Annotated in this window: 13 protein-coding genes; 4 read left to right on the forward strand and 9 right to left on the reverse strand. The window is 65.3% G+C overall.

Features of this window, described 5'->3' with window-relative positions:
• Positions 1 to 3: 3 nt before the first annotated feature.
• Entirely contained in the window at positions 4 to 813 is an 810-nt protein-coding gene (thiD, locus tag ACEN8U_RS20695; RefSeq protein WP_015003105.1) for a bifunctional hydroxymethylpyrimidine kinase/phosphomethylpyrimidine kinase, read from the reverse strand.
• Between the two features lie 64 nt (positions 814 to 877).
• Positions 878 to 2,185, reverse strand: a complete 1,308-nt coding sequence (lplT, locus tag ACEN8U_RS20700) for a lysophospholipid transporter LplT (RefSeq protein WP_015003104.1) — start codon at positions 2,183 to 2,185, stop codon at positions 878 to 880.
• Between the two features lie 218 nt (positions 2,186 to 2,403).
• Here lplT and alr point away from each other — a divergent pair, with 218 nt between their 5' ends.
• The 3 genes from alr (at position 2,404) to ACEN8U_RS20715 (ending at position 5,323) form a co-directional block, all read left to right on the forward strand.
• A complete protein-coding gene (gene alr, locus ACEN8U_RS20705; RefSeq protein ID WP_015003103.1) occupies positions 2,404 to 3,474 on the forward strand; it encodes an alanine racemase in 1,071 nt (356 codons plus the stop codon).
• Positions 3,475 to 3,514: 40 nt separating this feature from the next.
• On the forward strand, positions 3,515 to 4,891 hold the full coding sequence (radA, locus tag ACEN8U_RS20710; RefSeq protein WP_015003102.1) for a DNA repair protein RadA: 1,377 nt from the start codon (positions 3,515 to 3,517) through the stop codon (positions 4,889 to 4,891).
• A 153-nt stretch (positions 4,892 to 5,044) separates the two neighbouring features.
• Positions 5,045 to 5,323: a DUF2866 domain-containing protein gene (locus tag ACEN8U_RS20715; protein ID WP_015003101.1), complete on the forward strand. Its 279-nt coding sequence runs from the start codon at positions 5,045 to 5,047 to the stop codon at positions 5,321 to 5,323.
• A 16-nt stretch (positions 5,324 to 5,339) separates the two neighbouring features.
• On the opposite strand, the gene ACEN8U_RS20720 is transcribed toward ACEN8U_RS20715, so the two are convergent.
• Together ACEN8U_RS20720 and ACEN8U_RS20725 are read right to left on the reverse strand one after the other, a co-directional pair.
• Positions 5,340 to 6,482 carry a CaiB/BaiF CoA transferase family protein gene (locus ACEN8U_RS20720; RefSeq protein ID WP_238558562.1) on the reverse strand — a complete coding sequence of 381 codons (1,143 nt, stop codon included), beginning with the start codon at positions 6,480 to 6,482 and terminating at the stop codon, positions 5,340 to 5,342.
• 123 nt (positions 6,483 to 6,605) lie between these two features.
• On the reverse strand, positions 6,606 to 8,564 hold the full coding sequence (locus ACEN8U_RS20725; protein ID WP_015003099.1) for an ATP-binding cassette domain-containing protein: 1,959 nt from the start codon (positions 8,562 to 8,564) through the stop codon (positions 6,606 to 6,608).
• Between the two features lie 136 nt (positions 8,565 to 8,700).
• On the opposite strand from ACEN8U_RS20725, the gene ACEN8U_RS20730 reads away from it, so the two are divergent.
• Complete coding sequence (locus ACEN8U_RS20730) at positions 8,701 to 9,180, forward strand: glutathione peroxidase (protein ID WP_013588815.1); 480 nt, start codon at positions 8,701 to 8,703, stop codon at positions 9,178 to 9,180.
• 38 nt (positions 9,181 to 9,218) lie between these two features.
• On the opposite strand, the gene ACEN8U_RS20735 is transcribed toward ACEN8U_RS20730, so the two are convergent.
• The 5 genes from ACEN8U_RS20735 to dapD all read right to left on the reverse strand — a co-directional run bounded on the left by ACEN8U_RS20735 (position 9,219) and on the right by dapD (position 14,356).
• Positions 9,219 to 10,751, reverse strand: a complete 1,533-nt coding sequence (locus ACEN8U_RS20735; protein WP_015003098.1) for a cardiolipin synthase — start codon at positions 10,749 to 10,751, stop codon at positions 9,219 to 9,221.
• A 236-nt stretch (positions 10,752 to 10,987) separates the two neighbouring features.
• Entirely contained in the window at positions 10,988 to 11,872 is an 885-nt protein-coding gene (gene prmB, locus ACEN8U_RS20740) for a 50S ribosomal protein L3 N(5)-glutamine methyltransferase (protein WP_015003097.1), read from the reverse strand.
• A gap of 26 nt (positions 11,873 to 11,898) precedes the next feature.
• Positions 11,899 to 13,038 (reverse strand): succinyl-diaminopimelate desuccinylase, encoded by a 1,140-nt coding sequence (dapE, locus tag ACEN8U_RS20745; RefSeq protein ID WP_015003096.1) that lies wholly within the window; start codon positions 13,036 to 13,038, stop codon positions 11,899 to 11,901.
• 125 nt (positions 13,039 to 13,163) lie between these two features.
• Positions 13,164 to 13,529: an ArsC family reductase gene (locus ACEN8U_RS20750; protein ID WP_013588811.1), complete on the reverse strand. Its 366-nt coding sequence runs from the start codon at positions 13,527 to 13,529 to the stop codon at positions 13,164 to 13,166.
• Positions 13,529 to 14,356: a 2,3,4,5-tetrahydropyridine-2,6-dicarboxylate N-succinyltransferase gene (dapD, locus tag ACEN8U_RS20755; RefSeq protein ID WP_013588810.1), complete on the reverse strand. Its 828-nt coding sequence runs from the start codon at positions 14,354 to 14,356 to the stop codon at positions 13,529 to 13,531. The genes ACEN8U_RS20750 and dapD overlap by 1 nt, the downstream gene beginning before the upstream one ends.

Raw genomic sequence — 14,356 nt, forward strand, 5'->3', positions numbered from 1 at the left:
GCGTTACCACCATCGATAGAAATGATGCACGGGCCCGACGCCGCTGCCGACGTCGAGGCGCTCGCTTGCCTGCAATGCGCCGGTCAGATATTGCTTGGCATCCGCGACGGCGCTGGCGAGATCGTCGCGTTGCGGAATCAGCGCCGCAATCGCCGACGACAGCGTGCAGCCCGTGCCATGCGTATTCTTCACCGGCACGCGCGGGCCGCCGAGGCGCAGCGTGCCGCTTGCCTGCACGAGCCAGTCGGGACTGTCGGCGGCGCTCAGATGGCCGCCCTTCATCAGCACCGCGCGGGCGCCGAGCGCGCGCAGCGCTTCGCCTTGCTCGATCATGGCGGCTTCGTCGCCAGCGGGTTGAATGCCGCCCAGCAGCGCGGCCGCCTCGGGCAGGTTCGGCGTCAGCAGATGCGCCAGCGGTAGCAGCTCGTCACGCACGGCCGCGACTGCATCCGGCAGCAGCAGCGCATGATTGCTCTTCGAGATCATCACCGTGTCGAGCACAATGTGCCGGGGTCTGTGCCGGCGCAGCGCGTCGGCCACGGCGCGCACGATCGAAGCGTTCGCCAGCATGCCGATCTTGACGGCGTCGATGCGGATGTCGTCGAAAACAGCGTCGAGCTGCGCGGTAACGAAGGCCGCGTCCGGCGCGTGAATCGCGGTGACGCCGCACGTGTTCTGCGCGGTCAGCGCGGTGATCACGCTCGCGCCGTAGGCGCCGAGCGCGGAGAAAGCCTTCAGATCGGCCTGAATGCCGGCGCCGCCGCCGGAGTCGGAACCGGCGATGGTCAGCACGTTGGGAATGGGTCGGGTCATGGCAAAAGCGGGCAGGCGAAGCGGGTTAGCGGCGCGAGCGGCCGGCGGCCGCCGGGCACACGGTTCAGTGCTTGACTTCGCCGATCAGCGCGACCGAGTCGAACGCGCGCTGGTTCGCCTGATGGCGCCGCATGACGAGCCACATCATCAGGCAGACGAAGGTGCCGAACAGCACGATCACCGCGGCGACCGGCACGTCGAGCCAGACGAGCACGGCATACAGGCACAGCATGACGAGCACGGAGAGGTTCTCGTTGAAGTTCTGCACGGCGATGGAGTGGCCGGCCGACAGCAGCACGTGGCCGCGATGCTGGAGCAGCGCATTCATCGGTACGACGAAGAAGCCCGACAGGCCGCCGACGATCATCAAAAAAATGTATGCGAAGATCAGGTAGCCCGGCACATGCATGCGCCCGAAATAGACGCCCCAGTGAGCGGGGAACAGGTGGCGCGTGTAGAACGCCATCAGCATGACGGCAATGCCCATCATGATGCCGACCGGCAGCACCGAGAGCGACTTCTTCAGCGGCACGCGGGAGGCCGCGAAAATCGCCCCGCCGGCGACGCCGACGGCGACCACCGCCTGCAGAATCGCCGCCTCGGAAAGCGACATGCCGAGCGACACTTCCGCCCACTTCAGCACGATGAATTGCAGCGTCGCGCCTGCGCCCCAGAAGAGCGTCGTGACGGCAAGCGAAATCTGTCCGAGCTTGTCGCGCCACAGCACGACGAAACAGTCGGCGAAATCGGTGACGAGTCTGATTGGGCCGTGCTCCTGCCTCGGATAACGCGCGCCGGTGTCGGGAATGCGCAGATTAAAAAGCGCGGCGAGCACGTAGATCACCATGATGACGAGCATGGCGGCTTCGGCGGGCGTGTTCACCGTGGGAATGTGGTGGCGCAGAATGGGCGCGGCGATATGCGGGCTGATCAGCGCGCCGCCGAGCACGGTGCCGAGAATGATCGAGCCGACGGTGGTGCCTTCGATCCAGCCGTTAGCGGCGACGAGCCGGTCAGGCGGCAGCAGTTCCGTGAGAATGCCGTATTTGGCGGGCGAATACGCTGCCGCGCCGAAACCGACAATGCCGTAGGCAACAAGCGGATGCGCGCCGGCTAGCATCGTGATGCAGCCGAGCACCTTGATGGTGTTCGTGATGAACATGACGCGTCCTTTCGGACGGGAATCGGCGAAGGCGCCCACGAAAGCGGCGAGCACGACGTACGACAGCACAAAGAACAGCTTGAGCAGCGGCGTCATCCAGTTCGGGGCGTGTAGATCTTTCAGCAGTGCGATAGCAGCGATCAGGAGCGCATTGTCGGCCAGCGACGAAAAAAATTGCGCGGCCATGATGGTGTAAAAACCTTTTTTCATCTGATGCGATGCTATCCTCGCTGCGGTCTGTCCGCCCCGGCCGTTTGTTATGCGTCCGGGCTTATGCCGTTCGAAATGGGTTGTGCGCACGGCTTTATATCATGAAAATAGGTGCGTTCAGACTAGCAAAATCCTTGATCGCACCGCCCAGCGGGCTGCCGCGCGTTGAAAACGCTCTGTAAGCCGCTGATTCGCAAGCGTCTTTACGAAAATATTCCATGCCGCGCCCCCTCTCCGCCACGATTCACACGTCCGCCCTTGCCAATAACCTCGCCGTCGCGCGCCGCTATGCGCCCCGCTCGAAAATCTGGGCGGTCGTCAAGGCCAACGCCTACGGGCACGGCCTCGCGCGCGCATTTCCGGGGCTGCGCGCAACGGACGGCTTCGGGTTGCTGGACCTCGAAGAAGCCGTGAAGTTGCGTGAATTGGGCTGGGCCGGCCCGATTCTTTTGCTCGAGGGCTTTTTTCGTCCGACGGATATCGACGTCATCGACCGCTACAGCCTCACCACGGCGCTGCATTCCGACGAACAGTTGCGCATGCTCGAAATGGCGCGGCTGTCGAAGCCCGTCAACATCCAGCTGAAGATGAACAGCGGCATGAACCGGCTTGGTTACACGCCGGAGAAGTTCCGCGCCGCGTGGGAGCGCGCGCGCGCCTGTCAGGGCGTGGGCCAGATCACGCTGATGACCCATTTCTCCGACGCCGACGGCGAGCGCGGCATCGCCCACCAGATGGAAGCGTTCGAGCGCGGCGCGCAAGGCATTGCCGGCGTGCGCAGCCTCGCCAATTCGGCTGCCACGCTGTGGCATCCCGAGTCGCATTTCGACTGGGTCCGGCCTGGCATCATCATGTACGGCGCCTCGCCTTCGGGCGTGTCGGCCGCGATCGAGGGCACCGGCCTGCAGCCGGCCATGACGCTCGCCTCGGAGCTGATCGCCGTGCAGTCTGTCGCGGAAGGCGACACCGTCGGCTACGGTTCGCTCTTCAAGGCGCGCGCGCCGATGCGCATCGGCGTCGTGGCGTGCGGTTACGCGGACGGCTATCCGCGCGTGGCGCCCGAGGGCACGCCGATCATCGTCGACGGCGTGCGTACCCGCATCGTCGGACGCGTGTCGATGGACATGCTGACGGTCGACCTCACGCCGATTCCCACGGCGAGCGTCGGCTCGCGCGTCGAGCTGTGGGGCACCTCGCTGCCCATCGACGACGTCGCGCGCGCGTGCGGCACGATCGGCTACGAGCTGATGTGCGCGGTCGCGCCGCGCGTGCCCGTGCGGGCGGAGTGACGTCGCAATAACCAGAACAACCGCAACCCGGGCAGAACGCGTGGCAAAAGCAAAAACGTTGTACGTATGCAGTGAATGCGGCGGCCAGTCGCCGAAATGGACGGGACAGTGCCCGTCCTGCCAGGCCTGGAACACGTTGGTGGAGTCGGTGGCCGAAGCACCTTCCGCGCATCGTTTCCAGTCGCTCGCAAAAAGCGCGCCGGTGCGGCGTCTCGCCGACATCGAAGCGTCGGACGTGCCGCGCTTTTCCACCGGCGTCAGCGAATTCGACCGCGTGCTCGGCGGCGGCCTCGTGCCCGGCGGCGTGGTGTTGATCGGCGGCGATCCCGGTATCGGCAAATCGACGCTGCTGCTGCAGTCGCTCGCGGAAATCGCAGCGGAAAAGCGCGCGCTCTATATCAGCGGCGAAGAGTCGGCCGCGCAAATCGCGTTGCGCGCGCAACGACTGTCGCTGCTCGAGCCGGGTTCGAAAGCGAGCGAACTGCAATTGCTCGCCGAAATCCAGCTCGAAAAAATTCAGGCGACCATTGCCGACCAGCGGCCCGACGTGGCCGTCATCGACTCGATTCAGACCGTCTATTCGGACGCGCTCACGTCGGCGCCGGGCTCGGTCGCCCAGGTGCGCGAGTGCGCGGCCCAATTGACGCGTATCGCGAAGCAGTCGGGCACCACGATCATCATGGTCGGCCACGTGACGAAAGAGGGCGCGCTCGCCGGGCCGCGCGTGCTGGAGCATATCGTCGATACGGTGCTGTACTTCGAAGGCGACACGCATTCGTCGTTTCGCCTCGTGCGCGCGATCAAGAACCGCTTCGGCGCGGTCAACGAACTCGGCGTGTTCGCCATGACGGAGCGCGGCCTGCGCGGCGTGGCGAATCCGTCGGCGCTGTTCCTGTCGCAGCACGAGCAGTCGGTGCCGGGCTCCTGCGTGCTGGTGACGCAGGAGGGCACGCGGCCGCTGCTCGTGGAAGTGCAGGCGCTCGTCGATTCCGCCAATGCGCCGAATCCGCGGCGTCTTGCCGTCGGCCTCGAACAGAATCGTCTCGCCATGCTGCTCGCCGTGCTGCACCGGCATGCGGGCATCGCCTGTTTCGATCAGGACGTGTTTCTCAATGCCGTGGGCGGCGTGAAGATCACGGAGCCGGCTGCGGACCTGGCGGTGCTGCTCGCCATTCATTCGTCGATGCGCAACAAACCGCTGCCTAAAGGGCTCGTCGTATTCGGCGAAGTGGGGCTCGCGGGCGAGATCCGGCCGTCGCCGCGCGGTCAGGAACGCTTGAAGGAAGCCGCCAAGCTCGGCTTTTCGGTTGCCGTGATTCCCAAGGCCAACGCGCCCAAGCAGCCGATAGAAGGCTTACAGGTCGTTGCGGTCGAGCGGATCGAGCAGGCTATCGACCGGGTCCGCACGCTCGACTGAACGGCCGTTTTGCCCCTGCGGTGCAGGCGCGGTATGCTCGGCCTCTCGTAATGCGCGGTAAATATCTCCAGGTTGGCTGTAACCAACAAGCCCTTCCTTTTTCCTAAGCTGCACAGCTATTGCATCCCTTGATGCCGGAAAAAGGATCGCACCTTGAAACAGACACATGAAACCGCAGCCGAGCCGCCGATCCAGGTGCGCGGTTGCCGGGTCTCCGCGCCCATCCATCAACCTTGGGGCGGCGCTTGCCGGATTGTGGAGTGGATCGACCGGACCGGGCAGATTTCGCGCCGTGTGGTGGCAGGCGACGCGACCGCCGCCGACGTGCGCGCCACCATCAGCCGCCACGTGGAAGGCCGCAAGCATCTGCTTTACGACGACGAAAAGACGCCGCGTCAGACGTTGCCGCGGCAGTCGGCCACGCGGCGGTAATTGTCCGCGCGCAGTTCTAGGTCTGACGGCCAGGATGGCGCCGCAGGCTGCCTAGGCTTTCGCCTTCCCCTGTCTGGCCGCCATCGGGCGCGGGGTTCGGTTCCCGGGTTTCGTCGGCATCGTGCGCCGCGCGGTTGAAGAGCGGGTGCCGCGCCGCTTCTGCCGCGCTCAGCACCGGCGAGACGCAGCAATCCAGCGGCTCGAGCAGCGCGACCCATTCGTCGAGTACCCGCGTGCCGATCACCTCGGCAAGCTCCTGGGTGAGCGAGGCGGCGTCCGGTCCGCCGATCGCCTGGCCGAGACTCCAGTGACGCGTGGCCCACTCCGGGCGGTCCAGCGCCATGCACAGGCTCTCCCAGAATTTCAGTTCGAGCGCGCCCACCGCGAGCCAGCGGCCGTCGAGCGTGCGGTACAGGTTGTAGCAGGGCACGCCGCCGTTCAGCAGGCCTGAGCCCGCGCCGGATGCTTCCGTGGCGTGCCGGGCGGCGTCTGCGGCGGCGTTCTCATTCGCAAGCGCGACCTGTGCGACTACGTTGTGCGCGTAGGTGGCGTGCGTCATGGAAACGTCGACGAAACGGCCTTCGCCGCCGCGCGACACGTGCCACAGCGCGGCGAGAATCTGCGTGACCGCGCTGAGCGCGCCGCCGAGCAGATCGGCGATCTGGAAGTTGGGCACGATCGGCGTGCCGTCGCGGCTCGTGAGCTGATCGAGCACGCCCGCATAGCCGATGTAGTTGAGGTCGTGGCCCGCGTGATCGGCGAAGGGGCCGTGGGCGCCATAGCCGCTGATCGCGCAGTACACGAGCCGCGGATTGGCGGCGCGCAGCGTCGCGTAGCCGACCCCGAGCCGGTCCATCACGCCAGGCCGGAAGCTCTCGATCAGAACGTCCGCCTCGGTGGCGAGCGCGCGCAGCACATGGCGTCCGGCTTCTGACTTGAGATCGAGACGCGTCTCGCGCTTGCCGCGATTCACCAGCCGGTAGAACGCGCCGGGCCGCCCGGCCACGCGGTCGCTGGACGACTGCAGCATCGTGCGCGTCGGGTCGCCCGCGCCGGGCGCTTCGATCTTGAGCACTTCCGCGCCGAGTTCCGCGAGCCGCAGCGCGGCTACCGGGCCGGGCAGCAGCCGCGTGAGGTCGAGCACGCGCAGGCCCTTCAAAGGCGGCGGCGCGGCGTCAGTCCCGGCGGATTCGCCAAAAGATGCAGCCGGTGCAGCGGAAGACGTTGCAGATGACAAGGCCAACCTCTCGTGATGCCGGCGCGGATCGCACGTGGCGTTCCGCTAGCCGATTTGTTCGAGTTCCTCGTGTGTCTCGAGCCATTCGGCTTCGAGTGTTTCGAGGCGCGCGTTCACGTCTGCCTGACGGCGAATCGCGTCCGTCAGTTTGTTTTTTTGAGCGGGCTCGTAACTGGCCGGATCGGCGACGAATGCGTCGAGCGTCACCTTCTCCGCATGGAGCGCGTCCATTTCCTTCTCGATCTTCGTGATGCGGCTTTGCAGCGGCTTCTTCAGATGCGCGAGCTTCTGACGCGTTTCCGCCTCGAGCCGGCGCTGCTCCTTGCGATTCACGCCGCCGTCGGCACCTGCCGCGCCGCCCGCGCCACCGTCAGCGCCGTTCGACGCATTGCCCGCCTTCAAGGCCGCGCGCTGCTCCGCCGCGTGTTGCAGCAGCCAGTCGCGGTAATCGTCGAGATCGCCGTCGAATTCGTGCAGGCGATGCTTCGCGACCAGCATGAACTGATCGGTCGTGGCGCGCAGCAAATGCCGGTCGTGCGAGACGAGAATGAGCGTGCCTTCGAACTGCGCAAGCGCCATGGTGAGCGCGTGCCGCGTTTCCAGATCCAGGTGGTTAGTCGGCTCGTCGAGCAGCAGCAGGTTCGGCTTCTGCCAGATGATCAGCGCGAGTGCGAGCCGGGCCTTTTCGCCGCCGGAGAACGGTGCGATCTTCGACGTCGCCATGTCGCCGGAAAAATTGAAGCTGCCGAGGAAGTCGCGCAATTCCTGTTCGCGCGTGTCCGGCGCGAGGCGCGCGAGGTGTTGCAACGGCGTGTCGTCCGCGCGCAGGGTTTCCAGCTGGTGCTGCGCGAAATAGCCGATGCGTAGCCCCTTGCCTTCGCGCACGTGGCCGCCGAGCGGCGCGAGCGTGCCGGCCAGCGTTTTGATCAACGTGGACTTGCCCTGGCCGTTTGCGCCGAGCAGACCAATGCGCTGGCCGTTCTGGATAGACAGCATGACGCGCTCGACAATCGGAATCTCCGCGCCGTCTTCGCCATGGTAGCCGCAGCGCACGTCTTCCATGACCATCATCGGGTTCGGCGCCGAATCCGGCGTGCGGAATTCGAAGGTGAACGGCGACGCAGCGTGCGCCGGCGCGATCAGTTCCATCTTTTCGAGCGCCTTCACGCGGCTTTGCGCCTGACGCGCCTTGGTGGCCTGCGCCTTGAAACGGTTGATGTAGCTCTGCAGATGCGCGACCGTGCGCTGCTGCTTTTCGTACGCGCTCTGTTGCAGCGCGATCTGCTGTGCGCGCAGCACTTCGAATTGCGAATAGTTGCCGCCGTAACGCTTGATCTGCTGCTGTTCGAGATGCAGCGTGACGTTGCACACCGAATCCAGAAATTCGCGGTCGTGCGAGATCACAATGAGCGTGCCCGGATAACGGTGCAGCCACTCTTCGAGCCAGACGATCGCGTCGAGGTCCAGGTGGTTGGTCGGCTCGTCGAGCAGCAGGAGATCCGAACGGCACATTAGCGCCTGCGCGAGATTCAGGCGCATGCGCCAGCCGCCCGAGAAGCTCGTGACCGGCTCGCGGGTTTGCTCCAGCGTGAAGCCGAGGCCGAGCAACAATGCTTCGGCGCGGGCCGGCGCTGTGTAGCCGTCGGCGTCTGCGAAAGCTGCGTGGGCTTCGCCTTCCGCTGCGCCGTCGTGCGCAGCCGAGGCGGCGGCGATGCGCGCTTCGATTGCGCGCAACGCGGCGTCGCCGTCGAGCGTGTAGGCGAGCGCCGTTTTGTCGACGGCGGGCGTTTCCTGCGCGACGTGCGCGATCTGCCACGTGGGCGGGATCGAGAAGTCGCCGCCGTCCGCGTGCAGTTCGCCGAGCAGCACGGCAAACAGCGTGGACTTGCCCGCGCCGTTCGCGCCCACGAGGCCGGCCTTTTCGCCCGGATTCAGCGTGAACGTGGTGTTGTCGAAGAGCGGCTTGGTGCCGCGCGCGAGGCTGAACTGGTTAAAGCGGATCACAAAGAGGCCGGCTGGAGAAAAACGCCTATTTTAGACCGCCGGGGCGCCAACCGGCGCCTTAAGCCGCATCGGCCGTTCGGCCGACTGTCGCGGCCGCGCTTTTGACATAGACTGACGGCTTTCGTGGGGAGAGCACATGACATCGATTTATTCTTTTTCGGCCCGCACGCTGGGCGGCGAGGAAGTGAGTCTCGCGCAGTACGAGGGCAAGGTGCTGCTGATCGTCAACACCGCGAGCGAATGCGGGTTCACGCCGCAGTACGCGGGCTTGCAGAAGCTCTACGACAGCTACGCGGCGCGCGGGCTCGCGGTGCTCGGCTTTCCGTGCAACCAGTTCGGCAAGCAGGAACCGGGCGACGCCGCGCAGATCGGCAGCTTTTGCGAGAAGAACTACGGCGTGACCTTCCCGATGTTCGACAAGGTGGACGTGAACGGCGCGAACGCGCATCCGCTGTTCCGTTATCTGACGGGCGAGGCGCCGGGCCTTCTCGGCCTCGAAGCGATCAAGTGGAATTTCACTAAGTTTCTGATCGGCCGCGACGGCAACGTGGTCAAGCGCTATGCGCCGCTGACCAAACCGGAGGCGATCACGGAGGACATCGAAAAGCTGCTGTGAAACGGAGCGCCGAGCGGTCCCGCGCGGCGGCGCGCGCTTCAGAGAATCGGTGAGAAGAGGCGGGCCACGTGCATCAGCACGCGCCGCAAAGCGCTCGCCTGGCGGTACTCGTTGCGGTCGATCTCGCGCGATTGAGCGAAGTCGGCAAGCAGCATGGTTTCGACTTCTTTCGCGAATCCCGGATCGACAGTCATGACCATGATCTCGAAGTTGAGCCGGAACGAGCGGTTGTCGAGATTGGCGCTGCCCACCGCCGCGGCCACGCTGTCGATCAGCACGACCTTCTGGTGCAGAAAGCCCGGCTGATAGCGAAAAATGCGCAGGCCGGCGCGCAGCGAATCATACGCATACAGTTTCGAGGCTTCGAAGACCACCACGTGATCGCGCCGGCTCGGAATCAGAATGCGCACGTCGACGCCCCGCAGCGCCGCGAGCCGCAACGCGGAGAACACGGCTTCGTCGGGCACCAGGTAGGGCGTCGTGATCCAGATGCGCTCGCGCGCCGCGTTGATCGCTTCGACGAAGAAGAGCGAGCAGGTCTCCTGTTTGTCCGCGGGGCCGCTCGGCACGACAAGGCAATGCATGTCGTGGCTCCTCGTCGGATTCGCGGAGCCGGCAGCGTCCATCGAGCCTGCGGCGTTCACGGCGTGCACCGAGGCTGGCGAGTCCTGCGAGTCCGCCGGGGCGGCCGGCGGCGTGGCCGGCAGATCCAGTTTCGGTAGCTGCTGGGTCGCCCAGTACCAGTCTTCGGTGAACACGAACTGGATGCTCGCGACTGCCGGCCCGCGCACTTCGATATGCGTGTCGCGCCAGGGGGAAAGCGGCGGCTTGCCGCCCAGATATTCGACACCGATATTGTGTCCGCCGACAAATGCCCGTTCGCCGTCGACGGAAACGATTTTGCGGTGATTGCGGAAGTTCAGCTGCAGCCGGTTGACGAACAGGCGATTGGTGGCGAACGGATGCGTCTCCACGCCGCCCGCGCGCAGCGACGCGACGTAGCGGTGCGGCAGGTCGAAGCTGCCGATGCTGTCGTACAGGAAATACACTCGCACGCCTTGCCGCGCTTTCGCGATCAACGCCTCCTTGAACATTTCGCCGAGCGCATCGTCGCGTACGATAAAAAACTGCACGATGATGTAATGGCGCGCGTGCTCGATGGCCTCGAAAATCGCCTCGAAGGTCGCCGTGCCGTTCACCAGCGTGCGCACGGAATTGCCCGGCAGGAACGGCATGCCGCCAAGCCGCGTGAGCGAGTGCACGAGCCTGCCGCCCAGCGCATGCGCGGGCAGTTGCGCCGACGAAGCCAGCTCGTCCCACTGCGGCGGGTGCGCGTGGGTGCGCAGCAATTCGTTCTCGACGCGGCGGGCGTCGGCATAGCCGGCGAACTTGCTGCGGCCGAGAAAAAGATAAGGGACGAGCGTGAGATAGGGCATCGCGACCAGCGACACAGCCCACGCGATCGCGCCTTGCGACGTGCGGGTGTTGAGAATCGCGTGGCATGCGGCGGCCACGCCGAGGATATGGGCGAGGGCCACCAGCGTGCCGACGTGAAGCAGGTCGAATTGCATAGGCGAGCGAAGGGTTGGACGAGAGGCCGTGCCGGCGCGCTGGACCCACGCGGACAGCCGACGAGCTAACGGCGCTCATCTTACCGAAGGCGCGGGCATTGGGGGCGATGTGAGGCTTCGGCCACCGGGGAGGGCGGCCGGGACGGCGAAGGCGCTGGAAACGCGCACGGCAGGCACGGCACGCGCCTGGCGGACGCCGGCGCCGCCGCGCCCGGGCTTAAACCATCGTCACCCGATCAGACAGGCAGATCAGCGGCCTGGATAAGGAACACGTTGTCGTCGCCGGCGCTCGTCGACAGCCAGACGAGGTCGAGCCCGCCGAAGGCCGCTTCGACGTGCTGGCGCTCGTTGCCGATCTCGATCACGAGCACGCCGTCTTCGGTCAGCCAGTTGCGTGCGTCCGCAATGATTCGCCGCACGATGTCCATGCCGTCCGCGCCGCCGGCCAGCGCCATTTCCGGCTCGTGCCGGTACTCGGCGGGCAAGTCCTGCATCGACGCAGCATTCACGTACGGCGGATTGCTGATGATTACGTCGTAGCGGCGTTGGGCGAGCGGCGCATACAGATCGCCTTCGAAGAGCGCGATTCGGTCGTCGAGCTTGTAGTCGGCCACGTTGCGCGCGGCAACCTGGAGAGCGGGCGCGGAAAGATCCACCGCGTCGATGTCCGCATTAGGAAAGGCGTGCGCCGCGAGAATCGCGAGACAGCCCGAGCCCGTGCACAGTTCGAGCACGGCGCTGACCTGCTCAGGGTCCTCGACATACGGCTGCAGCCCGTCCTGCAGCAGCTCGCCGATAAACGAGCGCGGCACGATGGTGCGTTCGTCGACGTAAAAGCGAAAGCCGTGCATCCACGCTTCCTGGGTGATGTAGGCCGCCGGCACGCGCTCGGTGGCGCGGCGCTCGATGACGTTCAGCACCGCGTCGATTTCGGCTGCGGAAAGGCGCGCGTCCATGAACGGATCGAGCAGATCGAGCGGCAGATGCAGCGTGTGCAGCACCAGATAGGCAGCTTCGTCGTAAGCGTTGGCCGAGCCGTGGCCGAACGAGAGCCCAGCCTGGTTAAAGCGCGACACGGCGAAACGCAGCAGGTCGCGGACAGTGGAAAAGGGCAGCGTCATCGCAGTCGTCCTCAGGTAGGCCTCAATCAGGCGATCAGTTGTTCGAGCACGCGGCGGTACACGTTTTTCAGCGGCTCGATGTGTGCGACTTCGATATGTTCGTCGATCTTGTGGATGCTGGCGTTCAGCGGGCCGAACTCGACCACCTGTTGGCAGATGCGCGCGATGAAGCGCCCGTCCGACGTGCCGCCGGTGGTGGATAGTTCGGTCGTAACGCCGGTTTCGTCCTTGATCGCTCTGGCGAGCGCGTTCGACAGTTCACCGTGCGGCGTGAGGAACGGCAGGCCGCTCACGGTCCAATGCAGATCGTATTCAAGGCCGTGCCGGTCGAGTATCGCGTGGACGCGCTGCTGCAAGCCCTCCACCGTGCTGGCCGTCGAGAAACGGAAGTTGAACATGACCTCGGCGTGGCCGGGAATCACGTTGGTCGCGCCCGTGCCGCTATGGATGTTTGACACCTGCCACGTGGTGGGCGGGAAGTATTCGTTGCCGTCGTCCCAACGTTCGGCGACGAGATCCGCGAGGGCGGGCGCGAGCAGATGCACCGGATTTTTCGCCAGATGCGGATACGCAATGTGGCCTTGCACGCCCTTCACGACGAGCTTGCCGGACATCGAGCCGCGCCGGCCATTTTTCACCGTATCGCCGAACTGCGCACTCGAAGTCGGCTCACCGACAATGCAGTAGTCCATGCGCTCGCCGCGCGTCTGCAAAGCCTCGACCACCTTGACGGTGCCGTCGGTGGCGGGGCCTTCTTCGTCGCTCGTGATCAGGAACGCAATCGAGCCGCGATGCTGCGGGTGCGCCGCGACGAACTCCTCGCTCGCGACCACGAAGCCGGCGATCGAGCTTTTCATGTCGGCCGCGCCGCGGCCGTACAGCTTGCCGTCGCGATGCGTCGGTTCGAACGGCGCCGAATGCCATTGGTCGAGCGGGCCGGTCGGCACCACGTCTGTATGGCCGGCAAACGCGAGCAGCTTGCCCGCCTGGCCGTCCACGCCGCGTTTCACGGCCCACAGGTTCGTCACGCCGTTCGATTCGATGGTTTCGTGCTCGAAGCCGAGCGCGGACAGACGTTCGATCAGAAGGCGCTGGCAATGCTGGTCGTCGGGCGTGACGGAAGCGCGCGCGATCAGTTGTTCGGTAAGGGCAAGGGTGCCGGACATGGATTCAGTACAAGCCACTGGGAAATGAAAAAATGCCGGCTCGCGGTGCAACACCGCAGCCGGCAACAGCTTTGACGCAGCGCAGCGCAACGCGAGGCGCTGCGCTCATTCACACATCGCCGTGCTCAGGCAAAGAGCGCCGCATATTCGTCGGGCGAAAAACCGAGCGATTTGACGCGCCCGTTCACCACCAGCACCGGCCGCTTGATGACCGAGGGCTTGTGAATCATTAACGCGATCGCGCCCGGCTGCGTATCGGCGGCGGCCTTCATGTCGTCCGACAGGCCGCGCCACGTGGTGCCGCGACGGTTCAGCAGCGCGTCGAGCTTCACGTCCTTCAGCCAGTCCTGGACGAGCGGCTCGGTCACGCCGGCCTTCTTGAAGTCGTGAAACTCGAACTCGACGCCGTGTTCCTCGAGCCACACGCGCGCCTTTTTCACCGTATCGCAGTTCGGAATGCCGTAGACGACAGTCTTGGTGCCGCGCGCCATCAGTCGCCTCGCAGCAGCTCGTTCAGGCCGACCTTCGCGCGCGTCTTTGCGTCGACCTTCTTGACGATCACCGCGCAGTAGAGGCTGTGCGAGCCGTCCTTCGACGGCAGGTTGCCCGCCACCACGACCGAGCCCGCCGGAATGCGGCCGTACGTGACTTCGCCGGTTTCGCGGTCGTAGATTTTCGTGCTCTGACCGAGATAAACGCCCATCGAAATGACGGAGTTTTCTTCGACGATCACGCCTTCCACCACTTCCGAACGCGCGCCGATGAAGCAGTTGTCCTCGATGATGACGGGGTTGGCCTGCAGCGGCTCCAGCACGCCGCCGATGCCCACGCCGCCGGACAGGTGCACGTTCTTGCCGATCTGCGCGCAGGAACCGACGGTTGCCCACGTGTCGACCATGGTGCCTTCGTCGACGTAGGCGCCAATGTTGGTGTACGACGGCATCAGCACGACGTTCTTCGCAATGAACGAACCGCGGCGTGCGATGGCGGGCGGCACCACGCGGAAGCCGCCGGCCGCGAAGTCTTCAGCGGTGTAGCTGGCGAACTTGGACGGCACCTTGTCGTAGAACTGGCTGTAGCCGCCCGCGGACATCGGCGCGTTGTCTTCCAGGCGGAACGACAGCAGCACGGCTTTCTTCAGCCATTGATTGACGACCCAGTCGCCGTCCTTCTTCTCGGCGACGCGCAACAGGCCCTTGTCCAGTTGCTCGATGGCGTGGGCGACGGCTTCGCGCACGTCTGACGGAGCGGCCTTGGGCGACAGCTCGGCGCGGTTTTCCCAGGCGGTGTCGATGATCTGCTGAAGTTGTTGCGACAT

This window comes from Paraburkholderia phenoliruptrix (assembly GCF_047325075.1).
Lineage (GTDB): Bacteria > Pseudomonadota > Gammaproteobacteria > Burkholderiales > Burkholderiaceae > Paraburkholderia > Paraburkholderia phenoliruptrix.

What these genes read in the sequence shown, in the direction of transcription:
- ACEN8U_RS20730 (WP_013588815.1), top strand. Translation starts at nt 8,701, where the DNA reads ATGACATCGATTTATTCTTTTTCGGCCCGCACGCTGGGCGGCGAGGAA.
- dapE (WP_015003096.1), bottom strand. Translation starts at nt 13,038, where the DNA reads ATGTCCGGCACCCTTGCCCTTACCGAACAACTGATCGCGCGCGCTTCC.
- alr (WP_015003103.1), top strand. Translation starts at nt 2,404, where the DNA reads ATGCCGCGCCCCCTCTCCGCCACGATTCACACGTCCGCCCTTGCCAAT.
- dapD (WP_013588810.1), bottom strand. Translation starts at nt 14,356, where the DNA reads ATGTCGCAACAACTTCAGCAGATCATCGACACCGCCTGGGAAAACCGC.
- prmB (WP_015003097.1), bottom strand. Translation starts at nt 11,872, where the DNA reads ATGACGCTGCCCTTTTCCACTGTCCGCGACCTGCTGCGTTTCGCCGTG.
- ACEN8U_RS20735 (WP_015003098.1), bottom strand. Translation starts at nt 10,751, where the DNA reads ATGCAATTCGACCTGCTTCACGTCGGCACGCTGGTGGCCCTCGCCCAT.
- thiD (WP_015003105.1), bottom strand. Translation starts at nt 813, where the DNA reads ATGACCCGACCCATTCCCAACGTGCTGACCATCGCCGGTTCCGACTCC.
- lplT (WP_015003104.1), bottom strand. Translation starts at nt 2,185, where the DNA reads ATGAAAAAAGGTTTTTACACCATCATGGCCGCGCAATTTTTTTCGTCG.
- ACEN8U_RS20750 (WP_013588811.1), bottom strand. Translation starts at nt 13,529, where the DNA reads ATGGCGCGCGGCACCAAGACTGTCGTCTACGGCATTCCGAACTGCGAT.